Source organism: Belliella aquatica (genome assembly GCF_014637795.1).
Classification (GTDB): Bacteria; Bacteroidota; Bacteroidia; order Cytophagales; family Cyclobacteriaceae; genus Belliella; species Belliella aquatica.
On the sequence record NZ_BMFD01000005.1, the window covers coordinates 20,957 to 46,826 of the forward strand.

The 25,870-nt window shown below is 36.9% G+C and carries 24 protein-coding genes; 8 read left to right on the forward strand and 16 right to left on the reverse strand.

Features of this window, described 5'->3' with window-relative positions; genetic code table 11:
* Positions 1 to 919: 919 nt before the first annotated feature.
* Positions 920 to 1,150 carry a hypothetical protein gene (locus IEV57_RS08455; protein ID WP_188441674.1) on the reverse strand — a complete coding sequence of 77 codons (231 nt, stop codon included), beginning with the start codon at positions 1,148 to 1,150 and terminating at the stop codon, positions 920 to 922.
* A 72-nt stretch (positions 1,151 to 1,222) separates the two neighbouring features.
* Here IEV57_RS08455 and IEV57_RS08460 point away from each other — a divergent pair, with 72 nt between their 5' ends.
* The 6 genes from IEV57_RS08460 to IEV57_RS08485 all read left to right on the forward strand — a co-directional run bounded on the left by IEV57_RS08460 (position 1,223) and on the right by IEV57_RS08485 (position 8,340).
* Positions 1,223 to 2,536 (forward strand): IS4 family transposase, encoded by a 1,314-nt coding sequence (locus IEV57_RS08460; RefSeq protein WP_188441675.1) that lies wholly within the window; start codon positions 1,223 to 1,225, stop codon positions 2,534 to 2,536.
* A 159-nt stretch (positions 2,537 to 2,695) separates the two neighbouring features.
* Entirely contained in the window at positions 2,696 to 4,054 is a 1,359-nt protein-coding gene (locus tag IEV57_RS08465; protein WP_188441677.1) for an HsdM family class I SAM-dependent methyltransferase, read from the forward strand.
* A gap of 3 nt (positions 4,055 to 4,057) precedes the next feature.
* Complete coding sequence (locus tag IEV57_RS08470; protein WP_188441679.1) at positions 4,058 to 5,812, forward strand: restriction endonuclease subunit S; 1,755 nt, start codon at positions 4,058 to 4,060, stop codon at positions 5,810 to 5,812.
* 9 nt (positions 5,813 to 5,821) lie between these two features.
* Positions 5,822 to 6,979, forward strand: coding sequence for an AbiH family protein (locus tag IEV57_RS08475; protein ID WP_188441681.1), 1,158 nt, complete (start codon positions 5,822 to 5,824; stop codon positions 6,977 to 6,979).
* An 82-nt stretch (positions 6,980 to 7,061) separates the two neighbouring features.
* Positions 7,062 to 7,619: a hypothetical protein gene (locus tag IEV57_RS08480; protein WP_188441683.1), complete on the forward strand. Its 558-nt coding sequence runs from the start codon at positions 7,062 to 7,064 to the stop codon at positions 7,617 to 7,619.
* Positions 7,620 to 7,992: 373 nt separating this feature from the next.
* Complete coding sequence (locus IEV57_RS08485; protein WP_188441685.1) at positions 7,993 to 8,340, forward strand: hypothetical protein; 348 nt, start codon at positions 7,993 to 7,995, stop codon at positions 8,338 to 8,340.
* An 842-nt stretch (positions 8,341 to 9,182) separates the two neighbouring features.
* Here IEV57_RS08485 and hisIE read toward each other — a convergent pair.
* The 3 genes from hisIE to hisA form a co-directional block, all read right to left on the reverse strand.
* Positions 9,183 to 9,791, reverse strand: coding sequence for a bifunctional phosphoribosyl-AMP cyclohydrolase/phosphoribosyl-ATP diphosphatase HisIE (hisIE, locus tag IEV57_RS08490; RefSeq protein WP_188441692.1), 609 nt, complete (start codon positions 9,789 to 9,791; stop codon positions 9,183 to 9,185).
* Between the two features lie 227 nt (positions 9,792 to 10,018).
* Positions 10,019 to 10,774 (reverse strand): imidazole glycerol phosphate synthase subunit HisF, encoded by a 756-nt coding sequence (gene hisF, locus IEV57_RS08495; protein ID WP_188441694.1) that lies wholly within the window; start codon positions 10,772 to 10,774, stop codon positions 10,019 to 10,021.
* Positions 10,775 to 10,917: 143 nt separating this feature from the next.
* Positions 10,918 to 11,631 (reverse strand): 1-(5-phosphoribosyl)-5-[(5-phosphoribosylamino)methylideneamino]imidazole-4-carboxamide isomerase, encoded by a 714-nt coding sequence (hisA, locus tag IEV57_RS08500; protein ID WP_188441696.1) that lies wholly within the window; start codon positions 11,629 to 11,631, stop codon positions 10,918 to 10,920.
* Between hisA and IEV57_RS19360 the strand changes: the two genes are divergently transcribed.
* The gene (locus IEV57_RS19360; RefSeq protein WP_229744275.1) at positions 11,621 to 11,941 is read left to right on the forward strand and encodes a hypothetical protein; all 321 of its coding nucleotides are present in this window, start codon (positions 11,621 to 11,623) and stop codon (positions 11,939 to 11,941) included. The genes hisA and IEV57_RS19360 overlap by 11 nt on opposite strands.
* A 133-nt stretch (positions 11,942 to 12,074) precedes the next feature.
* Here IEV57_RS19360 and hisH read toward each other — a convergent pair whose 3' ends face one another.
* Positions 12,075 to 12,668: an imidazole glycerol phosphate synthase subunit HisH gene (gene hisH, locus IEV57_RS08505; RefSeq protein WP_188441698.1), complete on the reverse strand. Its 594-nt coding sequence runs from the start codon at positions 12,666 to 12,668 to the stop codon at positions 12,075 to 12,077.
* Positions 12,669 to 13,278: 610 nt separating this feature from the next.
* Between hisH and IEV57_RS08510 the strand changes: the two genes are divergently transcribed.
* Positions 13,279 to 14,337 carry a sensor histidine kinase gene (locus tag IEV57_RS08510; RefSeq protein WP_188441700.1) on the forward strand — a complete coding sequence of 353 codons (1,059 nt, stop codon included), beginning with the start codon at positions 13,279 to 13,281 and terminating at the stop codon, positions 14,335 to 14,337.
* Between the two features lie 60 nt (positions 14,338 to 14,397).
* Here the strand turns inward: IEV57_RS08510 and IEV57_RS08515 are convergent, their stop codons facing one another.
* The 11 genes from IEV57_RS08515 to IEV57_RS08565 all read right to left on the reverse strand — a co-directional run bounded on the left by IEV57_RS08515 (position 14,398) and on the right by IEV57_RS08565 (position 25,578).
* Complete coding sequence (locus tag IEV57_RS08515) at positions 14,398 to 15,303, reverse strand: NAD-dependent epimerase/dehydratase family protein (RefSeq protein ID WP_188441702.1); 906 nt, start codon at positions 15,301 to 15,303, stop codon at positions 14,398 to 14,400.
* Between the two features lie 618 nt (positions 15,304 to 15,921).
* Positions 15,922 to 16,701, reverse strand: coding sequence for a phenylalanine 4-monooxygenase (locus IEV57_RS08520; protein WP_188441704.1), 780 nt, complete (start codon positions 16,699 to 16,701; stop codon positions 15,922 to 15,924).
* Positions 16,702 to 16,827: 126 nt separating this feature from the next.
* Positions 16,828 to 17,847 (reverse strand): 3-deoxy-7-phosphoheptulonate synthase, encoded by a 1,020-nt coding sequence (aroF, locus tag IEV57_RS08525; RefSeq protein ID WP_188441706.1) that lies wholly within the window; start codon positions 17,845 to 17,847, stop codon positions 16,828 to 16,830.
* 2 nt (positions 17,848 to 17,849) lie between these two features.
* Complete coding sequence (gene trpA / locus IEV57_RS08530; protein WP_188441707.1) at positions 17,850 to 18,623, reverse strand: tryptophan synthase subunit alpha; 774 nt, start codon at positions 18,621 to 18,623, stop codon at positions 17,850 to 17,852.
* 301 nt (positions 18,624 to 18,924) lie between these two features.
* A complete protein-coding gene (gene trpB / locus IEV57_RS08535; RefSeq protein ID WP_188441708.1) occupies positions 18,925 to 20,103 on the reverse strand; it encodes a tryptophan synthase subunit beta in 1,179 nt (392 codons plus the stop codon).
* A 154-nt stretch (positions 20,104 to 20,257) separates the two neighbouring features.
* Entirely contained in the window at positions 20,258 to 20,884 is a 627-nt protein-coding gene (locus IEV57_RS08540) for a phosphoribosylanthranilate isomerase (protein ID WP_188441709.1), read from the reverse strand.
* Entirely contained in the window at positions 20,881 to 21,705 is an 825-nt protein-coding gene (trpC, locus tag IEV57_RS08545) for an indole-3-glycerol phosphate synthase TrpC (protein WP_188441710.1), read from the reverse strand. The genes IEV57_RS08540 and trpC overlap by 4 nt, the downstream gene beginning before the upstream one ends.
* Positions 21,706 to 21,716: 11 nt before the next feature.
* The gene (trpD, locus tag IEV57_RS08550; protein ID WP_188441711.1) at positions 21,717 to 22,727 is read right to left on the reverse strand and encodes an anthranilate phosphoribosyltransferase; all 1,011 of its coding nucleotides are present in this window, start codon (positions 22,725 to 22,727) and stop codon (positions 21,717 to 21,719) included.
* Between the two features lie 156 nt (positions 22,728 to 22,883).
* Entirely contained in the window at positions 22,884 to 23,441 is a 558-nt protein-coding gene (locus IEV57_RS08555; protein ID WP_188441713.1) for an anthranilate synthase component II, read from the reverse strand.
* Between the two features lie 210 nt (positions 23,442 to 23,651).
* Entirely contained in the window at positions 23,652 to 24,032 is a 381-nt protein-coding gene (locus IEV57_RS08560) for a four helix bundle protein (protein WP_188441715.1), read from the reverse strand.
* 139 nt (positions 24,033 to 24,171) lie between these two features.
* Positions 24,172 to 25,578: an anthranilate synthase component I family protein gene (locus tag IEV57_RS08565; RefSeq protein WP_188441717.1), complete on the reverse strand. Its 1,407-nt coding sequence runs from the start codon at positions 25,576 to 25,578 to the stop codon at positions 24,172 to 24,174.
* Positions 25,579 to 25,870: the final 292 nt, after the last annotated feature.

Consider the following 25,870-nt stretch of genomic DNA (forward strand, 5'->3'; position numbering starts at 1 on the left):
TGTTTATAAAAATGTAAAAATGATAATTGATATCCCGACCTCGAAGAGGTCACATGTTTATAGAAAAAGTGCCTCCCATGATCCATTCGACCCCTAAGGGGTCGTACCATTAATCATCGCTGTGAATCTTGCTATAAACATATGATCCCATTCGGGATCGGGAATGAACGAAAATTAAAAATTTATCCATAAACAAATAATATAGTACGCAACCCGACCTCGAAGAGGTCACATGTTTATAACAAAAAGCATTCATCCACCATCCATTCGCCCCCTAAGGGGTCGCATCGCGTATTGTCGGAATGTTGCTAGAAACATATGATCCCATTCGGGATCAAGGTAAAAAACAGACCTTGAAGAGGTCGCATGTCTATAAAAATGAATTAATGATAATCGATATCCCGACCTCGAAGAGGTCAGATGTTTATAAAAATGAATAAATGACCAACGATATTTTGACCTCGAAGAGGTCACATGTTTATAGCTAAAATCAACGTGCCTAGCTACATTCGACCCCTTTGGGGTCGAACCTAACCCTAGACGAATTAAGTGCTATAAACATTTGATCCCATTCGGGATCAAGATAAAGAAAAGACCTCGAAGAGGTTACATGTTTATAAAAATGAATTAATGACCAACGATATTTTGACCTCGAAGAGGTCACATGTTTATAGAAAAAGTGCCTCCCATGATCCATTCGACCCCTAAGGGGTCGTACCATTAATCATCGCTGGGAATCTTGCTATAAACATATGATCCCATTCGGGATCGGGAATGAACGAAAATTAAAAATTTATCCATAAACAAATAATATAGTACGCAACCCGACCTCGAAGAGGTCACATGTTTATAACAAAAAGCATTCATCCACCATCCATTCGACCCCTGCGGGCATACGCGTTAACTTAAGTGTATATGCTTAAATTTCAGGTGATTTTTTGTCTGTTTTCGGAATTGTACTTTTCTTTTTTAGAAAAGATTCTTTTTTGATCACTCTTTTTAGGACAAAAGTATTCCTATCCTCTATTTCCCACTCCATTTCTTCCGCTTTTTCCAAATCGCAAGACTCCGCTATAGCTGCCGGAAAATTGATGTAATAGGAGCTTGTTTTTCCTCGTTCAACTCGTTGAATTTTAACTTTATAACCCATTGCTTTTTTGATATAATAATAGTATATTTACTATTATAAATTTAAATAATAAACTCCCTGAGACCTAATCCTTTGACCGAAAATATAGATTTTTTTAACCTTTTTCATGAACTCAATATAAGTAATGATATTCTCTTCGACCTTGCATTTGAAGCCCAGCTGATTAAACGTAGGCGATCTATTGATCCAACCGATCTACTCCACGCTCTTTGCATCGAATCATTGCAGGGCACTGTCAGTCACAATGATCTTGCCTCCAAAACTGAATCCGCATCAGGAATTGCGGTTAGTAAGGTTGCGGTATGGAAAAAGATAAACGAACAGTGTCGGGTCTTTTTGGAAAAAGTTTTTCAACTGGTGATACATAACAAATTCTTACAGAATCCCGATAGCCCGGAAACACCTCTTTTCAATAGGATTATAGTGCAGGACAGTACTATAATCAGGCTACCAAAGAGGCTCTTCCAGGAATATTCGGGCGTGGCCAACGGACATTCAAAAGTCTGCAACTCCCGTATCCAGGGTGTCTATGATTTAGTAGCCGAAAAATTCTTGTTTTTCTCCGTGGACAGTTACAGTAAAGTAGATTATGAAGCAGCGCCCGAACTTGTTCTCCAGAAAGGAGACCTAACTTTAAGGGATCGTGGATACCTGATCGCAGATGAAATCCAGCGACACATAGATCAAGGAGCTGACTGTATTTACCGTCACAAGTACAAACTGACACTTCTTAGTACTAAAACTGGAAAGGTCATCAATCTTTTGGCTTTACTTAAAAAGAAAAAGAATATCGATATGATGGTAAAACTGAACAACAAAGCCAAAATCACAATAAGGCTGTTGGCCACGCCCGTCAGTTATAAGATTGCAGAGGAGAGGCGTAGAAAAGCCAAAAAAGAGCTAAAAGGAATGCCACTAGCAGGTTATATGGAACTTCTGGGCTGGTCAATTTTCCTAACAACAGTGCCTAAAGAAACAGCCGATAAAGAAAAGATTTTCGCTCTGTACAAATTAAGGTGGAGAATTGAAATAATATTCAAATCCTGGAAAAGCAACATGGCTTTTGACAGGATACATAATGTATCCAAAATCCAGCTTTGGGTAATACTATGGACACGATTTATAATGGTGGTTATATGCACACAGTTTATTTATACCCCCTGTAGAATATTGATTAAATCTAGCTTAAACAAAGACCTGAGCCTAATAAAAGTGATACACTATCTGGTAAGGAATGTAAAAAAGATAATATTAATATTGAACGAGTTGCAGGATAAATCAAAGGGACGCCTTTTTCATATCAACAATCTGGCAAAATATTGCTCCTACGACAAAAGACTAAAAAGAACTCATTTTCAAATAGATATGCAAATAATCTATCACTAAGTTAACGCATATGCCCTGCGGGGTCGAATCACGTATCGTCGGAATGTTGCTATAAACATATGATCACATTCGGGATCAAGATCGAAATGTTAAAGACATTTTCACAAAAGATACATTTAAAATTCCCTTAGGGTAAAAACAAAAAAATTAAAATCAAAAATGACCACAATTACCACCAATATCAAAGGCATCCGCGACATCATGCGGAAAGACACAGGAGTAGATGGGGATGCACAGCGCATCTCGCAAATGGTCTGGATGCTCTTTATGAAGATTTTTGCAGATAAGGAAGAAGGCCTGACCGGTGATGCATTGATGGACTTTGTCAACAATGAGTTGTTTCCAGCCTTGAAAGAACTGGATTTCAGCATCAGTCCTCAGGCCAAGATCATCCGATCTGTATTTGAGGACACCTACAACTATATGAAAAACGGAACTCTCTTCCGTCAGGTGATCAATCAAATCAACCGCATCGATTTCAACAGTTCCAAAGACCGTCATTTGTTCAATGACCTCTACGAAACGATTCTAAAAGAACTGCAATCCGCAGGTTCTTCGGGGGAGTATTACACCCCTCGGGCGGTGACACAGTTTATGGTGGATATCATCGATCCCCAACTCAAGGAAACCGTTCTCGATCCGGCTTCCGGTACGGGAGGATTCCTTACTTGTACCATAGACCATAAGAAGAAATTAGTCCAAAATGACCAAGGCGAGCGTGACCTGCAAGCCACCATTCGTGGGATAGAAAAGAAGCCCCTACCCCATTTGCTCTGCACGACCAACCTGATGCTGCATGGCTTTGATGTGCCTGCGGTGCGTAGAGATAATCTCTTGAGCAAACCCTATGCAGACTGGGGAGCAAGTGACAAGGTAGATATCATATTGACCAACCCTCCTTTTGGTGGGGTGGAAGAAGATGGGACGGAAACGAATTTCCCACAGAAGTTCCGAACCAAGGAAACAGCCGATCTATTCTTGGCCCTGATTATCCGCTTGCTAAAAGATGGCGGCCGATGCGCCGTGGTCTTACCTGATGGGACGCTCTTTGGTGAAGGTGTCAAAACCCGCATCAAAGAAGAACTGATGGAGCGCTGCAACCTGCACACCATCGTTCGCCTTCCTAATGGCGTCTTCAATCCCTACACAGGCATCAAGACCAATTTGCTCTTCTTCGAAAAAGGGCAACAGACCAAAGACATCTGGTACTTTGAGCATCCTTATCCTGATGGAGTGAAGAGCTACAACAAGGGTAAACCAATCCATATCAAGGAATTTGATTTGGAAAAAGCTTGGTGGAATGATCGGGAAAATGAAGCCTATAGCCAATATGCCTGGAAGGTTTCTGCCGAGGAAATCCAAACCCGAGGCTACAACCTGGACATCAAAAACCCACATCAGGTAGCCGATGACTTGGAAAGTCCCGAAGTCCTGCTGAAAAAATATCAAGCCACTGAAAATAAGATCTCAGACATTCAAGACGAGATTATCAAAGTCCTAACAGAAGCCTTACGTTAAGCCATGCAGTTATTAGAACATTTTAAAGAACTGACCCTGCATCCCAAAAATGCGGAAGAGCTCAAAGGATTGATTTTGCAATTGGCAGTGCAAGGCAAATTGACGAAGCAGTGGCGAATGGTGAATTCAGATGTGGAGCCGGCTTCGGTTTTATTGGAAAAGATTGAGGTGGAGAAGGATGAGTTTATCAAAGAAACAAAAAGAAGAAAGGAAAAAGTACAGCTATCTATAACAAAAGAAGAGGAACCTTTTGATTTACCTATTTCTTGGGAATGGAGTCGAATGCTAAATATTTGTCACCTAATTACTGATGGTACACACCATACGCCAAAATATCTTGATAATGGTATTCCATTTTTATCAGTCAAAAATTTAAGCCAAGGAGGCATTGATTTTTCAGACACTAAGTTTATTTCCTTAGAGGAGCATAAAGATCTAATTAAACGATGTAATCCAGAATACGAAGATGTATTGTTAACCAAAATTGGAACCACAGGAATTGCTAAAGTAATAGACATCAAAACTGATTTTAGCATTTTTGTAAGCGTAGCATTATTAAAAATCGCAAAACAAAATCTCTTCCCTTACTTTATTGAGCATTGTATCAATTCTCCTTTTATTAAACAACAATCAAAGGATGGGACTGAAGGCGTAGGAAATAAAAACTTGGTATTAAGGAAGATAAAAGATTTTCTAATTCCAATCCCTCCCCTCGAAGAACAAAAAGCCATTGTAGCAATAGTCAATCAACTGTTTGCAGAAGTAGAGCAATTGGAAGCTATGGCAAAAGAGCGGATTCAGCTGAAGGCTGACTTTGTGACTTCCGCCTTGAATCAGTTGACTCAGGCTGCAGAACAGGACACCGCTAGTCAATGGGAATTTTTACAGCAACATTTCGGCACCTTCTTTACTGAAAAAGAAAACATCAAAAAACTCCGAGAAGGTGTTTTGCAATTGGCTGTTCAGGGGAAGTTGACACGAGATTGGCGTGCCATTCGACAAACACAAGGAATACCAATCGAACACGCATCTACCCTACTTGAAAAAATCAAGGCGGAGAAGTCCAAACTTATAAAAGATAAAGTCTTTCAGAAACCTCAACAATCTGGAGAAATAATGCCAGACGAATTTGAAAATACATCTCCTAAATCATGGCAAATCGCCAAAATTGTGGATTTGTGTTTTGTTACAAAATTAGCGGGATTCGAATATACAAAATATATAAAGCTTGAGGATTCAGGGGAAATACCAGTAATTAGAGCACAAAACGTAAAAATGAATAGGTTAGATGAGCGAAATCTAAAATACATTGACAAGGATACATCTGAATTACTTTATCGTTGTGCTTTAACTAAACCGTGCTTATTAATGACATTTATCGGTGCAGGAATTGGAGATGTTGCTTTGTTTAACAAACCTCAAAGATGGCACCTTGCTCCGAATGTTGCTAAGTTAGAACCATTCAATTATTATGAAGAAAAAATTAGCCCGAATTATTTACTCTATTATTTAATGTCTCCAGAAGGTCAGAAACAAATCTTTAAATCAAGTAAAGCAACTGCCCAACCTAGTTTGTCAATGGGAACTATAAGAGATGCAATTGTGACACTTCCACCCCTAGAAGAACAAAAAGTCATTGTAGATAAAGTCAATACCTTAATGACTTTATGCGATAAACTAAAAAAAGAAATAGAAACCCATCAAACCAGCCAAGAACAATGGATGAAGAGTTGTTTGAGGGAAGTTTTTGAGAATTAAAATATGAATATGGATTTTTCAAATTTAATTCAGCCAAAAATGATACAAAACATCAAGGTTAATCCAGATATATTTGATGAATATTCGGAGGTTAATCGACTAATAATCATTGGAAATGGTTTTGATTTAGCCCACGGCCTAAAGACTAGTTTTAAAGATTTTATCAAAGATTATTTGGTTCAGATACTGAACAATATTAAAAATAATCTTTCCCACAAAGACGAACTTATTTCTTTACAATCCATAGTTATCTATTCAGATTTAAATAGAAGCTTTAGTTCACTGGATGATATTAAGATTTTAGAATTATTTGAGGATATTCTAAAAAGAGATCAAATAATCATTCATAAAAATTCTGAACTTTTAGAAAGAATATTAAAGTCAATAAAAGATAAATCTTGGGTAGATATTGAATTAGACTTTTTTCACATCCTAAAGGAGGCGAGTATGAAGTCTAATGAAAAAAGAATAATAAAAATAAATGAGGACCTTAACTCATTAAAGATAATTTTAAAAAACTACTTGCTAGAACAAGTCAAAAACACATCAGTTAAAACATCAAGTAATTTACTAAAACAGTTTATTCAAAAAATATCTAAAGAAGAAACGAGCCCAAACACTCTTAAAAAAAATTTATATCCAAAATCAATCTGTTTTTTAAATTTCAATTACACCTCCTTGCCACTTGAGTATATAAAACAGATAAAAAATATACCTACTAACCAAATTCCAATACACGGAGAATTAAAAGGAGATGACATGTCTACTCAAGGTTTAGTATTTGGTTACGGAGACGAGCTTGATGATGATTATTTAAAGTTTGAAAACATGAATAATGATTCATTATTTGAAAACATCAAGTCTTTTAAATATTTACACTTCAATCACTACAGAGACCTATTAGAATTCATCAACAGTAAACCATTTCAAGTTCATATTTATGGTCATTCATGCGGTTTATCTGATCGTACTTTGCTAAATACAGTCTTTGAAAATGAAAATTGTATTTCAATAAAACTATTTTATCACAAGTGGAATGCAGGTGACGATTTTGAAAAGAAAACCTATGCTATATCTAGGCATTTCAAAAGCAAATCAGACTTGAGGGCTAAAGTTGTAAACAGAACCAAATGCGAAGCTATGATTCAACCAAAAACTGAACCTTAAGTTTTTCAAACGAAACAAAAAAGTTAAGTTTTAATTGGATGTTTAACCCTATCTTTAATTTTCAACTCCTAACTTTTAATACATGAAGACAACCGTTATACCAGGTGATTTTATTGGCTCCTTCAAAACAGGTGACAACATTCAAAGAAATCTTGAAACACTACGTTTATTTTATTCATATTATGAAACAGAAAGTAAAGAGAATAGGTCTTTATTGTTAAAACCTATAATTATCTCAGTTGCCTTTATAATTGAAGCTATCTTGTCTGATTGGCGGTCAAGAGTTAGAGGACATACAAGGGAGAAAAGTGTTAAAATTCCAGATAGTTTAATATCAATTTTTCAAGAGAAACCTAATGATCAATTTGGTTTTTATATAGACCAAGCTAAAAAACACAATTTATTTGGAAATGAAACTAAAGATTTTTGTCACAGATTAGCTAACCTTAAAAAATTACGAAATAGAGTTCATATTCAAAATAAAGAAAATCATTTTCCACGTGATGAAGAAGAAGCATTTAATACTGATGCCAAAAATGAAGCTGAATATTTATTAAAGTATATTTTAAATTATATGCTTTTAAATCACAGTAGACCAAAAGGATCAAGGTTTTCGGGAGATTTTATTATTCCATTTTAAATAGCTTTGATAATAAATGAATCCCCTTTTGATGTAAAAAACGAAATCTTACATTACCTTATACATCATATTTTTCAAAAAGCTGGGAATTGGAGTAATAAAAGGATTAGAAAAATATTTAAACTAGAAAAATATCATCTTTTAAAAATTATCAATGAATATAATTTTAAATCAATTAAACGAACTAGGAACATTAATACTTTCATTAATCGCCTTGGTTATTTCCTTACTAGCTTTTTTTCGAGGCCGTAACATTGACCTGCAGAATTAATTGTATTTAAAAAAGTTAGATGCTTATGAGTATACAATATCTGAATTTTTAAAACTTCTCAGCCTACTTAGAAGCAATCATGAAAAGCTTCTAAGTATGGACATGAATAATCTTTCAGAGTCTGAAAAAAACGAATTAAATGCACTCTCTTATGTAGTTGATAATGAAATTGAAGAAATTCAAAAAACAATCGGCATTAAGTCTATTTATTTTTCTAAATCTATGCTAGATAATATTCTTTCTTATTTGATTTCTTTATATGGAGATTTGGAATGTAACAACATTAAAGATAATAATGATATTCCCAAACTAATGGAATCATATATTCAAACTCAAACGGAGGAGATGGAATCCTTGATAAACCAAATGGGTGATGAGTTAGGGTTAGATAATTTAAACCAAAAACTTTTCAAACGAATCAAGAAGGGGCGTTTTAGATTTGATGTTTAGACAAATTTTGGCTCGGAGAAAATAAGTTTGATTAGAAAATAACTGAAATCTAATTGTTTATAATATTTGAAAACTAAAAAGATTTAATTCATTTTTCAAATCCAAATTTTATCTTCCTAAAATTTACTTCTTATATGCTTTCTATAAAAAACACTTTTCTATTTTGTTTTATGCAAAAAACAAAATGAAGGATTAATTGAGATCTATCGAAATCATATTGGAAATGAATTCGACCCCCATGGGGTCGCAACAATCATCGTCACGAATGTTGCTATAAACATGTGATCCCATTCGGGATCAAGGTATAGAAAAGACCTCGAAGGGGACAATATTTGATATTCAAAGCATGAAAAACCATTTCCTAAAATAGGTCACATATCTATAAAAATGAATAAATGATCAACGACACCCCGACCTCGAAGAGGTCACATGTTTATAGAAATGGATAAATGACCAACGATATTTTGACCTCAAAGAGGTCACATGTTTATAACAAAAAGCATATTCATCCACCATCCATTCGACCCCTACGGGGTCGCATCGCGTATCGTCCGAATGTTGCTATAAACATATGATCCCATTCGGGATCAAAATATAGAAAAGACCTCGAAGGGGTCACATATCTATAAAAATCGATAAATGACCAACGATATTCCGACCTCGAAGAGGTCACATGTTTATAGAAAAAGATCCACCCAGGATCCATTCGACCCCCATGGGGTCGCACCATTCATCGTCGCGAATGTTGCTATAAACATATGATCCCATTCGGGATCAAGGTAAAGAAAAGACCTCGTAAAGTTTAGATACTTATTTAAATCACCATTCCCGGATAATCACAATTATTTCTTATCATGTCTATCAATCAGCACTTCCATCACTTCGTCCAATTCATAGCCTTTGGCCTCCAATAGAATAAGGTAGTGGAAAAGTAAATCCGCTGCCTCTCCCATAAAAAGGTCTTTGTTGTCATCCTTGGCTTCAATCACAATCTCTACAGCTTCCTCTCCTACTTTCTGAGCTATTTTATTGATGCCTTTGGCAAAAAGTGAAGCGGTGTATGACTTGTCTGTTGGGTTGTTTTTTCTATCCTTGATGATCGCTCTCAACTGATCGATAAAAAGAGTTTTACTCTTATTTTCCTCTGCGAAACAAGTATCATCACCTGTATGACAAACTGGTCCAACAGGCTTGGCTTTGATCAAGATGGTATCATTATCACAGTCAACAGTCAAAGAAACCACATTGAGAAAATTCCCAGAAGTTTCTCCTTTGGTCCAAAGTCTGTTTTTGGTTCTTGAGAAAAATGTGACTCTCTTTGTTTCCAAAGTAATGTCCAAGGCTTCCTGATTCATATAGCCTAGCATCAGTACCACATTTGATTCTGCATCTTGAATGATGGCTGGCACGAGGTCATTCACCTTTTTAAAATCTATGTTCAGTTTGTTCATTTTTATTTTATGTTCGCCCCTGTCAACTAAATGTCCCGAATTCAATCGTCTATCTCTAAAATTTTATATCAACCCATATTCTTTGTACTTTTTACATAGTACTTCGTACAGTCTATTTCCTCTTGATTCTTCACTTCTCGTTTCTAGCTTCTCGCCTCTCTCTGTCTTGAGTCTTGCATCTTATATCTCATCCGCCGCGGCGGACAAGTCGTTTCAAATCTCAAATCTCATTTTCTAATCGCGATATCCACTTCACCAAGATAGCCTTTCAATTCTGGAATTGGAATTTCTTTGAAGTGAAAGATGCTTGCTGCTAAAGCGGCGTCTGCTTTCCCAAAGGTAAACACATCTTTGAAATGTTCCATATTTCCCGCGCCACCAGATGCAATAACTGGGATGGAAAGCATGCTGGATATTTCAGCGGTAATTTCATTGGCAAAACCTGCTTTTGTACCGTCGTGATCCATGGAAGTTAAGAGGATTTCCCCTGCTCCACGCTCACAAACTTCCTGTGCCCAGGCTTGCGTTCTCAGCAAAGTTGGTTTCCTTCCTCCATGCGTGTGCACAAAATCAATTCCATCAACATTCCTCGTATCGATAGCTACCACAATGCACTGACTTCCAAACTCCAGAGCCATTTCATTGATGATCGATGGATTTTTGACCGCGGCGGAATTGATAGAAATCTTATCGGCTCCTGCATTTAGAAGCACTTTTACATCTTCTACCGTTGAGATTCCTCCACCTACGGTAAAAGGAATATTAATCGCTTTTGCAACTTTAGTTACAAGTTCAGCGAGTGTCTTTCGCTTATCTACTGTAGCAGTGATATCCAGAAATACCAATTCATCTGCGCCTTCATCTGAATAAATCTTCGCCAATTCCACCGGGTCACCGGCATCACGCAGCTGCACAAAATTGACACCTTTGACAGTTCTGCCATCTTTAATATCTAGACAAGGGATGATTCTTTTAGTTAGCATGGGAGAATTAAGGAATTTAAAGATTGGAAGATTGTTGGAAAGTTGAAAGGTTTTAATGTTATAAAGTCAAGCATCTTACGTCTTGTGTCTCACGTCTCATATCTCATCCGCCGCGGCGGACAAGTCGTCTCATATCAATTTTCTCAAAAAGCCGCTAGCTCCTCGAGACTGATTCTCCCTTCGTAGTATGCTTTTCCAACAATGGCTCCATAGACACCAGTTTTCTGGAGTTCTTCGAGGTCTTTGACATTGGATACGCCTCCGCTAGCAATCAATTTAATATTTGGTATCTCTTGCATGATTTCTTTGTACAAATCCACTGATGGACCTTGGAGTAATCCGTCTTTGGCGACATCTGTACAGATCACATAGCTGATTCCCTTGGCATGATAATCCTTGATGAAGTCTATCAAATCCATGGATGTAGTTTCTTCCCAACCTGAGATAGCAATTTTCCTGTCTTTTGCATCTGCTCCTAGAATGATCTTTTCTCCACCATATTTGGCAATCCAAGATTCAAAGAGACTAGGATTTTTTACTGCAATACTTCCTCCTGTTAATTGATGGGCACCTAATTCGAAAGCCAAAGCAATATCTTCATCCGACTGCACCCCACCACCGAAGTCTACTTGCAGTGAAGTCCCTGAGGTTACTGATTTCAAAACCTCACTATTGATGATTTTTTTGGCTTTAGCACCATCCAAATCCACTAAATGTAACCTCTTGATTCCAGCATCCTCGAAACGCTTGGCCATCTCCAATGGGCTGTCATGGTATTCTTTCTTCTGATTGTAGTCGCCTTGGGTAAGCCGAACACATTTTCCGTCGATGATGTCTATTGCGGGTATGATATACATTTTAATTTTAGATTGGTGGATTGGTTCCGATCGCTATCGGGATGGAAAATTTCAAAATTATAAGATTGTTGGAAGGTTAGAAAGCTTTAAGGTTGCGAGTCCACCTCACAATTCTGCAGGACAGGCTTCTCCCGAATGCTTTCGGGATCGAGGTGACCTGATGGTCATTTCGAACGTGGAGAGAAATCTCGAACTGAAATTTATATATATATTTCATTTTTCTATTTCATTGACCATAATCGGAACGAGTCCACCCTGCAATTCTGGGGGACAGGCTTCTCCCGATTCTTTCGGGATCGAGGTAACGTAGTCGCAGATACACTTATGTCTCTTACCATCCTGTCTTGACTCTTGCTTCTTGTTTCTCGCATCTCGTCTCTTGCCTACCTGTCTTGTTTCTCGTTTTTTTTACATTATACTTTATACTTTGTACTTTGTACAGTTTACAGGCTCAAGAAATTTCTCAAGATTCGCTCTCCTACTAACCCGCTTTTCTCTGGATGGGCTTGCATGGCGTAGAAATTATCTTTGTGCATCAAGCCTGCAAAATCCAAAACATAATTTGTCGTTGCAATGGTATAGTCACTCAGTTCACAGTAAAAGCTATGAACATAATACACAAATGATTCATCTGATAGACCCTTCAATAAAGGTGTTTTGAGTTCCGTCAAGTTATTCCAACCTACATGGGGAACCTTAAAATCAAATGAATTTTCGGGAATGAATTTTTTGACTTTCACTGGAAAAACACCCAAACAAGCAGTATCATTTTCTTCTGAATACTCGCAAAGTAATTGCTGTCCGAGGCAAACACCGAAGAAAGGTTGTTTGAGGTTGGGGATCAATTGATCCAATTGCTTTTCTTTCAAATAACGCATCGCAGTACTTGCTTCTCCTTGTCCTGGGAAAATCACCCGATCAGCCTTAGAAATAATCTCCAAGTCATCAGTCAAAACCGCTTCAACACCCAATCTCTCGAGTGCGTAGAGAACTGACTGCACATTGCCTGCATTATATTTGATAACTGCTACTTGCATTGATAAATTTTAAATTGGAGTATTAGAATTAAGGTAAGATAAGACACTTCGAAATCCCAGAACTCGTCTTTGATATCGTTCATTTTCAGAATGCAAATTTAGAAATTATCTCTGCTGTTTCACCCTAAAATTGATTTCTTATTCAAAATTCCAATCATTAAATGCTTTTCTAGCTTTTTGACTTATAGATTAAGCCTTTATTCCATAATTATATCTGTTTTTACACAATTAGCTAAACAAAATGATGGGGGCTAAATCAATTGATGAAATGATAACTGTTCGATTAAAACCCAATTACGATTCCCACAATATCGTATCATTTCGAATAATTAAATATTTTGTGTTCAAGAGACAGCGACTAAACTTCAATTGAATTTTTATTGACTAAAGGCTCAATTTTCTTTGTTTTTCCCTACGAAGAGTTTTTATTATTTATACCTATAAAATTGATTTTTACATAAATCCCACCCTCTCATGTCGATTACAACGATTAGACAGTGTTTTGTTAGAAAAGTATATTCAAACAACATTTATGACGCTATGAAACCATGAACTCTAAACATCTCAGAATTCGTTTGCACATACTAAACCACCCAAAAAAGATTAGTAAATGAAGGACCTCAAAGAGTTAAATGAAGAATTAGAAAATTACTTTAGGAATACAGTCATTCCTCAATTATTTATTGACGCCAATTTTATCCTCCGGAAATTTACCCCGCCGGCTATGAAACTTTTTAATTTGAGCAATCGAGACTTAGGAAAGCATCTTGATGATATTTCGGATAATATTCGCTATCCAACCTTTATGGAAAATATCAAAGAGGTGATTGAATCTCAAGAGGATTTTGAAAAGGAGATTCAAACTACCGATATGAATTGGTATCAAATGAATATTTTACCCTATATCGTTCGCAAAGAAGGCCGGTCGAACGGGGTAATTATAACTTTTGTGGACATCACTGATCGCATAGAAACCTTAAAAGCCTTTGAAAAGCTTAATCGGAATTTTGAGAATATTTTTTACACCGTTTCTCACGACTTGAGAGGGCCTGTTGGGAATATCGAATCTTTAATCAAACTATTGGAGGATGTTGATGACATAAAATCTGAGGATTCTAAGGAAATTTTAGATTCACTAGTAGAGTCAGTGACAAACCTCAAACAAACCATTTCAGATTTGACAGACAAGAGTGATGTAATGGACAGTAAAAGTCCTGAAAAAGGTTTGGGTAAAGTACATTTGCAGCAAATCATTCATGAAGTAAGACTCTCTTTGAAGGACAAAATCTCCAAATCAAACGCTGTGATTAAAACCGATTTTGATATTCCTGATATTAAGTATGTTAGGAGAAAAATCAGGAGTATACTCTACAACCTAGTAAGCAACGCCATCAAGTATGCGACTTCTGAGGAAATCCCAACCATTTGTATCAAAACAGAAAAAGTAAACGAGTTTATCGTTTTGACAGTTCAAGACAACGGAATTGGAATTGCTGAAGATAAACATGACACTGTCTTTGATCGCTATGCTCGAATAAGCGATGAAGTAGAAGGTACGGGAGTAGGTTTGTTTATCGTCAAATCAATGGTAGAAGACAGTGGCGGAAAAATAGAAGTAGAGAGTGCTCTCGGTAAAGGATCCACTTTTAAAGTTTACATAAAAGAGTAGTTTTTTTAGCAAAACCCCAGCTTCACTAATGAAGCTGGGGTTTGTAAATTATATTCATTTTCACTCTTCCTCTTTTACATATTTTCTCCAATTATGTTCCTCTTTGAAACCTAGAACTTCGCGGATTTTACGATTGGAAAATAGAGCTTCGTGATCACCCAACTCTCTCGTAATAGGAACACCAGGAAAAAATCTTTCTGCTAGCTCTTTACTAGGGATAATTGCACCATTGTGATCATTTCCTGCATTGAAAATCTGGAAACCAAGTCCATCTTTCTGTAAACATAAATCTACTATTTGCCCTAAGTCTCTTGCATCAATATAACAAAAAGCATTTCTACGTCTCACTTCTGGATTTTTGAAATAATTAGGGAAAAGTTCTGCATACTCGTGAGGCTCTATCACATTCCCAATTCGCAGCGCATAAATATCATATCCCGATCGGCGTTGGAAACTCCGTGCTGTATGCTCATTTACCACCTTAGAAAGGCCATAAGAATCCATCGGATCTACATCATAGTCTTCTTCCAATGGCAAAGACTTTGGATCTGTCATACCATCAGAAAAACAAATCCCATAAGTTGTTTCAGACGAAGCGATGACGATTTTTTTGATCCCAAGTTTTACAGCGGCTTCAATCACATTGTAGGTTCCGACAGTATTTACACGAAATGTCTCATTATCAGGATTGATTAAGATTCGAGGAACTGCTGCAAAATGTACTACCGCATCAAATTTTGGAATCCCCTCCCCTTCTTCTAGTTCATCTAAACCTGCATAAGAACTCATAGCGTTGAACATCTGCCCAGAATCGGTGATATCTGCAATGAGATTATCCACTCCAGGATGATCGAGCGGCTTCAAGTCTACATTCATCACGCGATGCCCTTGATCTAGCAAGTAAGCAATGGCATGTTTCCCTGCCTTTCCTGATCCTCCTGTGAAAAGTATCCTCATTTTTTTCATGGTATAATGGTTTGGGGTGGTTTGATTAAAAGAAACTCCCTATGGTAACAACAGTGCAAATTAATAAAAAGATTAAGCTGATGAGTAGAAAATATGCTTTTCGATTTTTCATTATGTACTTAATACTCATTGTGATAAAAACAAATTGAGCAATTAGAAAAGGTATTGTCGAGATTTCTCTAAATACACCTATTATTACTATATCAATCTCTTTTAGATTAATCCACCAAAGCATAATGAAATAAAAAATAATCACATAATTAAAAAATATTAAACTTCGGTTTTTAAATAGGATATTCATTTGCGTTGCTCTCACATTTCAAATATGGAAATAAAATAAGCTTTCACAAAAATTCGTGTAAATGTATATCGTATTCGATTTGTAAACACTTGCTTGATATTTTTACTTATAATCTAGTTGATAAAAGACTATAGGAAATATTCTCTCTACTTTCAAAAAAGAGAAATAAGCTATTTAAAACTCTTTAAGTATTTAAGTATAATGATATTGATTTCTAATCAAAAAAAGACCTTAAAGTACGATCACCCGCGCTTAAAGGTCCTAATTTATTTCTATTATATTTATGGCTTTTCTCTAGCCCATCACTTCTACAATTCTCACTTCGCTTCTTCTGCAACCATTTCTTCTAAGACAGCTTCAATTTCTGGAAGTGATTGATAAAGTTGTTCGTAGCTTTCTATGATGAAGTATTTGTCCTGGAATTTATCTTTCCAGTATGGTGTGTTCATGATTTTTCGAACATCATACTCATAGTGTGCAGGTTCGTCAGAAAGGCTATATTTGGTCTCACCCGCAGAGCTAAGAATACCTGCTCCATAGATTTTGAGTTCTCCATTTTCTCGAATCAAACCAAATTCTATGGTAAACCAATAGATTCTAGAAAGCACTTCAACCGCCCATTTATTTTCAATGTGCTTCAGCGCCAAGCCACTCAAGTTTTCCAAGAAATCTACATAAGGCTGATTCGTCAACATCGGCATGTGTGCAAATGCATCATGAAACATATCTGGCTCTTCTAAGTAATCTAGCTGTTCCATCTTGCGAAGCCAAGTAGATGAACAGAATCTTCTGTTGTTCATCAGTCCAAAGAAGAGATCATCATCGATCAATCCTGGAACTACTTGAATCGCCCAACCTGTACTTTCAGCCAGTCTCTTATTCACATCTTCAAAATCAGCAATCTTATCTGCTGTGAAGTTCACCTCTTTGATACCTTCGAGGTATGCGATAGAAGCTGCTTTTGGTAGGTTGACAATTTGTCTATCAAACAAGATTTTCCATACATTGAAATCCTCAGCAGTATAAGCCGCGTAGTCTTGTTTCATTTGCTGAAGTCTAGGGTCTGTAAAGACCCAATCTTTTGGTTTACTAGTCATTATATTTGGGTTATATTTTTTCGATATTTATAAGCTCACAACAAGTAGCTTTCATTTCTCCAATAATTATACAAATCTAAGAAATGTTCGTCAACGGTCAACAGTAAACAGATAACGTACCGACAACTATAATAACGCAAAGGTTTTTCTCAATGCGAACGTTTTTCTAATCTGATCTGTCAAGAGCGCACTTTGAGCGAAATCTAATGTTTGCTGTCCGTCTGAATAGGCTTTTTCTGGTATTTCATGTGTTTCATAAATGATCCCATCTGCACCCGACATCACTCCCGATAGAGCCATCTGCGGCACATAAGCCCTGATTCCAATACCGTGCGAAGGATCTACGATAACAGGAAGATGTGATTTTGCTTTGAGAATAGGTACGGCATTCAAGTCCAAAGTGTTTCTACTCGCTTTCTCGTATGTTCTGATTCCTCTTTCACAAAGAATCAATTTTTCATTCCCTCCAGAGAAAACATACTCTGCTGATTGCAGTAACTCTTCTATGGTTCCTGAAATCCCTCTTTTGATCATCACTGCCTTATCCACTTTTCCAAGCTCATCAAGCAAGTTGAAATTCTGGGTATTCCTCGCCCCTACTTGATAGATATCCACATAAGGATACATCTCTTCAATTTGAGAAACCTGCATTACTTCGGTGACGATTTTGATATTAGCCTCTTGAGCCAAATCATACCATAATTTCAAGCCATCGATCCCCAATCCTCTGAATGCATAAGGGCTTGATCTTGGTTTGAAAACACCGCCACGCATCATTTTGATGTTATTTTCTTTCAAATGCGCAATCACTTTTCTAATCTGATCTTCTGATTCGATCGAACAAGGGCCGGCGATAACGGCCATATCTCCGTCTTTGATGAAAATTCCATTGCCCAGATCAATTGAAGTAGGCTTTGCTTTCCATTTTTTAGAAACCAGTTTGTATTCATCTGATACAATATGAATATCTTCTATCCCTTCCTTTTTTCCAATTCGTCTGATATCAAAATCCTTCTTCCCGATCCCTACCAAGTAATCTCCTAATTGAGTTTTTACTTCCGTGATTTTGTATCCGATTTGATCGACTTCTGCAATAAGAGATTCTTTTTGCGCGTCGGTGATGTCTTGTTTTAGTTGTATAATCATAACTATTGAATTACTGACTGAATATATGATTTGATATCAGCAGATAAGTTTTTGCTGTCTTTTACTACTTTAATGAATGCACTTCCGATAATCGCTCCATTTCCGTAAAGAGAAGCTTTTGTGAAAGTTTCTGAATCAGAAATACCAAAACCTATCAATCTTGGGTTTTTGAGGTTCATCGCTTGAACACGTTTGAAGTATTCTACTTGCTCTTCTGAAATCCCAGCTTTTGCTCCTGTAATGCTATGGGCAGATACCATGTAGATAAATCCATTTGAGTTTTCGTCGATTTCACGGATTCTTGCTTCACTTGTTTGTGGCGAAATCAAGAAAGTATTGCTCAATCCATATTGATCAAACAAACTTTTGAATTCGTCCTGATATTGCTGCATAGGAAGATCAGGTAAAATTAATCCATCTACTCCTACTTCTTTGCATTGTTGCAAAAATGCTTCCATTCCAAATTGAATAATTGGATTCAAATAGCCCATTAAAACCACGGGGATATTGACCGATTGACGCATATCTTTGATTTGATCAAAAAGCTTTTTTAAGCTCATCCCATTTTCCAAAGCTGTCTGATTACTTTCTTGGATAGTAGGCCCATCAGCAATTGGATCAGAGTAAGGTACACCTATCTCGATGATATCAGCACCTGCTTCCTCGATGGCTTGCATGGTAGGTAGTGTATCCTCTAAAGCTGGAAATCCCGCTGTAAAATAGATAGACAATACGCGCTCTTTTTTATTTTGAAATAATGTATGTATTCGGTTCATTGGAATTGCAAGATTTTAATATTAGAAAATTGTAAGATTTGTTCTAATGTCGGAAGGTTTTGACGTTAGAAAGTTAATGGGAAGATTGGCAGAAGCAAAATAAAGATTATTGAGTTATTAGAATATTGGTAGATCTGTGTCTTTTATCTCGCATCTCCTATTTGTTCTTACTTCTTGGCTTTAATTTCACACTTCATAATTCGAAATTTGACATTCGATATTCGACATTTTTAAATTTCGAATTATGAATTAAGAATTGGCCTGCAGTTGATCTGCCAGAACGAAATTCATCCTTCATCCTTTAATAAGCTCCCCACTTGATATAAGTATCCAAATCTTTATCTCCTCTACCTGAAAGATTGATCACAATTACATCATCTTTTTTGTACTCGATCATGTTCAAAGCATGGACAGCATGGGCAGTTTCGATAGCTGGAATTATCCCTTCCATCCTACTTAGCTCAATTCCTGCTTTCATCGCATCTTCATCCTCTACCGCTACAAATTCTGCTCTTCCAATATCAAACAAATGCGCATGCACAGGCCCAATTCCTGGATAATCCAATCCAGCGGAAATAGAATGCGGCTCTACAACTTGTCCATCTTCTGTTTGCATCAAAAGCGTTTTACTTCCGTGAAGAATCCCTGGAGTTCCTAAGGCTGTTGTAGCTGCTGATTTCCCAGAACTAATCCCCAAACCTGCCGCTTCAGCTGCGATAAGTCTAACTTGAGGCACATTGTAGTAATGATAAAACGTACCTGCGGCATTACTTCCACCACCTACACAAGCGATCAAAATGTCTGGATTTTCTGTTCCCTCTTTTTCTAAGAGCTGCTTTTTGATTTCTTCAGATATAACAGATTGAAATCTGGCTACCATTTCAGGATAAGGATGTGGGCCAACTACTGAACCGATGATATAATGCGTATCAACTGGATTATTGATCCATTGACGCATCGCTTCATTTGTGGCATCTTTGAGCGTTTGACTTCCTGATGTTGCTGGAACTACCTTAGCTCCTAAAATTCTCATTCGTTCTACATTAGGTCGTTGTCTTTGGATATCCAAAGCACCCATATAGATCGTACAATCCATTCCCATCAAAGCACAAACAGTGGCCGTAGCAACACCATGTTGTCCAGCACCAGTTTCAGCGATAATTCTTTTCTTTCCTAGTTTTTTGGCCAGTATAATCTGTCCAACAGTATTGTTGACTTTGTGAGCACCTGTATGACATAAATCTTCTCTTTTGAAATATATCTTGGCACCGTACTTCTCTGACATCCGCTTAGCAAAATACAAAGGAGTAGGACGGCCGACAAAATCTCTCAAAAGGTACTGAAACTCCGCTTGAAACTCTGCAGTAGCCACAATCTGCTCGTAATTTTCTCTCAACTCCTCAATGTTTGGGTGCAACATCTCCGGGATATATGCTCCTCCAAACTTTCCATAAAACCCTTTTTCGTCAACTTTAATCATTTCTATGTTATTTATGATCTATTTCTAATTTTCTAAGATTGAATCCACCTGGCTGATCTTATATCCTGGCAATGAATTGCAGCGTTAATACATTGATCATGCCTACGGTATTTTAATCTTTGTCTTTATTCTTTTTGGCCCTTCTTTCTCATTTCTAGACTCTCACCTTCTCCCAAAACTCCTCTATCCTATCGATGTCTTTGAATCCTGGTTCTATTTCAAACTTTGAATTGATATCCAAACCTGCCAATTGAGGAATTTCAGAATAAAGCTTTTGTATATCCTTTATGTTTTCCAAACTCAAGCCTCCGCTCAGTAGAAAAGGCTTCTCAAAAGGATAGCTTCTCAAAATTTGCCAATCAAAGGTCTTTCCACTCCCACCATACCCTTTGGTAAAAGTATCGAAAAGAAAATAATCAACATAAGGTAAGTAGCCTTCCAATTCACTCCAGTCCACATTTTCTTTGACAGAAAAGACTTTGAAAATCTCTAATCCTGTCTCTTCTTTGACTGATTTAGTAAAACCCACCGATTCATCTCCATGGAGTTGGATCGTATGAAGGTCAAACAAAGAAATAGCCTTCTTAATTTCATCAAGGTTGGCATTAACAAAAACGCCTACTTTGGAAATGGTTAGACCTTTTATAGAATCGGCAAAATCTTTTGAAACGAACCTTGGAGATTTGGCATAAAAGATCAAACCCATCCAATGAGGATTGATTTGAGAAATCAAGCCTTTGATATTCTCCTCGGACCGCATTCCACAGACTTTCAGTTTCATTTCTCTTGAGTTAGTCCGTCTGCCGCCATCAACAAGTCTCTGTATTCATTCATGAAATTGTAAGCTGCCTGATGTGGTCTGCTTGATTTCATGAAATTTTCACCTATCAAGAAACCTTCAAATCCTGTTTGCTTTAAACTTACTAATGTATCAGGTCTAGATATGCCACTTTCAGAAATTTTTACAAATTCATTCGGGATTTTTCCTACCAAGTCATAAGACGTTTGTAGAGATACATCAAAAGTTTTGAGACTTCTGTTGTTAATACCTACAAGATCGAGAAATTCGTTGACTGAAGAGGCTAATTCTTCCTCATCATGTACCTCCATCAATACCTCCATACCGAGTGATTTGGCGAATTTTGCTAATTCCTTTAATCTCGCTGGCTCCAAAGCTGCGGCTATTAATAGGATGCAATCTGCTCCTATTGACTTTGCTTCGATGATCTGGTACTCATCGATGATAAAGTCTTTTCTTAAAATCGGGCAGAAATTAAATTTCCTAGCAGAAATCAAATCATCATTTTTCCCTCCAAAAAACTCCTGATCTGTCAAAATAGACAATGCCGAAGCTCCTGCCTGCATGTACCCGATGCTTGTCGCTTCCACAGACGCACTTGGATTGATATCCCCTTTTGATGGGGATTTTCTTTTGAATTCGGCAATGATTCCTGTTTTCTCTGGATCAGAAATATAATCCTTCATGGATACAATATCGGAATCGAAGTAAATGCTCTTTTCAAGTAGTTTTACCGGAACAAGACTACTTTTCTCCGCTACTTCTGTTTTTTTGAATGCTATAATTTTATCTAAAATATTCATATTTTATGCTTTTATGCGAGTGAAATGATCTTCTTTGGATTAACCAAAGCGTTGAATTTTTTAAGTGCTTCTCCGGAAAGCAGAGACTCTCTTGCTTTGTCTACAGCTGCTATGAAGGAAAGAGAACCATCAGCGGTATGAAGCGCTGCGGCTGCATTTGCGATTACGACCGAATTTTGTGCTTCTGTTCCTTTTCCCTTAAGTATATTATCAAATATGGCAGCCGAATCTGCGATCGTTTCTCCTCCTTGAATGCTAGTGGCCTCAAGAATAGGGAGATTGATATCCGAAGGTCCATAGAGTTTTTCTCCTTCCTGCGATATCATCTTAAAATCTCCGGTAAGAGATATCTCGTCATATCCATCCAAGGCATGAAGTATACTGAAGCTTCCTTCTTGATTTTGATAGAGATACGCATAAAGTCTTGCCAATTCAAGGCTAAATACGCCAACCAATTGCTTTTTCGGGAAACTTGGGTTGACCATTGGTCCGAGCATATTGAAGAAAGTCTTTACACCAAGGTCTTTTCTAATCGGTCCAACATGCTTCATCGCGGGGTGAAAAAGCGGTGCATGAAGAAAACATATCCCTGCTTCATCAAGATTTTTCTTGATCTTATCCACGTCGTTTGTGAATTCATATCCAAAGCTCTGGAGTAAATTTGATGAACCACAGATAGATGACACACCTGTATTGCCGTGCTTTGCTACATTTTGACCCGCTCCAGCTACGATAAAAGAGGCTAAAGTTGAAATATTGAAGGTGTCTTTTCCATCTCCACCTGTACCACATAAATCCATCGCATCATACTCTTCAATTTCTACAGGTACACACTGATCCAACATTGCTTCTCTGAAGCCCCCAAGTTCGTCTACGGTCACAGAACGCATCATGTAAACGGTCAAAAATGCGGCAATTTGACTTTGATTATACTCTCCAGAAGTGATTTTCAAAAGAACTTCTTTGGCTTGCTCCTTACTCAAAGTTCGATGCTCTATCAAGTGGTTTAGTATTTCTTTCATGTGAATTGGAAGATTATAAAATTTTAAAATTATAAGATTATGTCCGTCTTAGCAGCTTGTTGGTTGACTGACTGCTTATTAAATATGAGATACTTTGATTATTTACACTTTACTCCAAATCTTTAATCTTGTATCTTACCTATAGTGTCTCGTTAATCACTTTAGCCAGTTTTTCATCATCTGAACACCGTGTTCTGTGAGGACTGATTCGGGATGAAATTGAAGGCCTCTAACTTTCAATTTGTTATGTCTTACTCCCATAATCTGACCATCAGGAGTACGAGCGATCACTTCCAGATCAGGACTGAGGGTTTGTTCATTGATCACCCAAGAATGATATCTACCGATTTTAAATTGCTTGGGAAGTCCTTGAAATAGTAGGTCCTCCTCAACAGTTACTTCTGATGCTAGACCATGAACGACCTCAGACAAATTTATCAAATCCCCACCAAAGGCTTCTCCGATGGCTTGGTGCCCCAGACAAATCCCCAGAATGTCTTTTGTTGTTCCATATTCCTTAAGTAGTTCGGGCATAACTCCAGCTTCGGATGGAATTCCAGGGCCAGGTGATAGCAGTATTTTATCATAAACATCAATATCAGACAAATTGATTTTATCATTTCGATATATATCCATTTCATAACCCAACTGTCTGATGATGTACACCAAATTGTAGGTAAATGAATCGTAATTATCAAGGACAAGGATTTTCATAGGTTGTATAATAGTTGGAATGTTGGGAGGTTTGGATTGGAAAATTGTAAGATTATAAGGTTCGAAAGTTATAAGGTTCAAATGTTATAAGGTTGGGTGAATTGTAATATTGGAAGTTTATAAGGTTCGAATGTTGTAAGGTTGGGCTTCAAGTTTCTTTGTTTCAGTTCGAAATATTTATGTTACTTATCGGTATTGTCTTTTAATTACTTACTTTTTTTTTTGATTGAAAGCTTTCAGGTAATTAATGAATGATTTTATCTTACTGGAAAGACCAGATAAATCAGATTTGAGTTTTTCGTAATCTTCATTATTTACTCTTCCTGCTGCCACTAGAATTGCTAATTGGCTTCTAACTTCACCAGCCGATCCTTTGGCATAGTGCAGATATTTGATAAATACTTTATTGTTGTTGTATTCAAAGCCTTCAGCAATATTATTTGATATAGAAATTGCAGCACCTATAATTTGGTCTCTTGATTTATAGTCATGCTTCAATGGACTTAAGTCTGCAAGTCGGTAAATTTCCACTCCAATTCTAACCGCTTCTTTCCAAACCTCTAAATCTTCAAATGCCGAAATCTTTGCCATATCAATTCATTTTAAAATCTTATTCTTAACATAGTCTTAGCTTATTATAAAAAGCCTTTGATGTTCAAGAACCTTACAACTTTCAAACATTTTAACTTTTTAACCTACTTCAATCTTATAATCTTATAATTTTTAATCTCTAAATCGCCTCAGCAGCTTTTAGGGCGACTCTTAGGGCTTCGAGTTTGTTGGAGACTTCTTGAAGTTCGGATGCTATAGAAGATTTTGCTACTACACCTGCACCAGCTTGGAATCGGAGTTGATTGTTTTCTGATACGAAGGATCGAATAAGAATAGCATGATTAAAATCGCCATTGAATCCTAGGAAACCAATCGCACCGCCGTAGAATTTTCTTGATGTATTTTCCAATTCATCGATCAATTCCATCGCTCTATATTTTGGAGCTCCAGAAAGCGTTCCTGCTGGAAACGTATCCGCTACTAACTGCAATGGATTTGCATCTTTTGGCAATTGACCCGTCACTTTCGAAACCAAGTGAATGACGTGTGAGTAATATTGAATTTCTTTGAATACATCGACATTTACTTTCTCCGAAGATCGGCTGAGATCGTTTCGTGCTAGATCAACCAGCATCACATGTTCTGAATTTTCCTTAGGATCATCATAGAGTTTGAGTGCCAATTCTGCGTCAGCTTGATCATTCCCTGTTCGCTTGAAAGTTCCTGCGATAGGGAAAATAGTTGCTACGTTGTTTTTGACTACAATCTGTGCCTCCGGCGATGAACCAAAGACTTTATAAGATCCATAATCAAAGTAAAACAAATAAGGTGATGGATTTACAGAACGCAAAGCGCGATACACATTGAATTCATCTCCCTTGAATTTTGTGGTGAAATTTCTCGAGATAACAATTTGAAAAACATCACCTCGGAAACAATGTTCCTGACCTTTTTTCAAAATATCAAGAAAAGCTTCATCTGTATAGTTTGATGCCTCCTCTCCCACAAGTTGGAACGAATAAGAAGGAATATTTTTATTGTTAAGGATAGATTCCAGTTGAGAGATATTTTCAGGCTTTTCATCTCCCTCGACTTGATGTTCGAGTAAGTGCATTTCATTCTTAAAATGATCTACGACAATCACGTTTTGATACACTGAATAATGCATCATGGGGATTTTGGATTCCTCCGTATTTGTCAACTTGATATCTTCAAATCGAGCAACTGTATCATACTGCATGTAGCCAAACAGCCCATTAGTGATAAACTTTAGATTCAACGACTTTTCTTCAAATTGGGCAGAAAAAGACCTTAAGGCATCAATTAACTTGTTTTCTTGATCTAAAGTATAACTTTTGCTTTTCCCTAAAGGAAGCTCTTCTTTTACAACTTTGCCGTCGAAAGAAAAAGAAGCCAATGGATTGAAGCAGATGTAAGAATAACTATTTTCCTGTCCATGATAATCAGAACTTTCCAACAATATTGGATTGGCAAATCGATCTCTAATCTGAAGATATATACTCACAGGAGTGATCGTATCTGCTAGTCGCTTTTTATACTTTGTAATCAATTTAATCTTATTCATTTTCAGTGTTTTCGTGGTTATTTTTTTGCACAAAAAAAGGCTTACTGGGAGAAACCAGCAAGCCTAAATATCTTTTAACAAGCGTTACATTTTAGACAATAGCGTTAGGTTCTTCCCCTTGAAAAGAAGTTAAATGCCACCACCAATATTTTGCTTGTATCGTTTTCATAAATTTTACTTGGACAAATATAAAGATGCATAATTTGTAACAAAACATATATTGGAAAAAATTATAAATAAATTATTAGGAGAGGTGATTTTTTGAGTTTAAAGGTTTAGATAATCTATATTA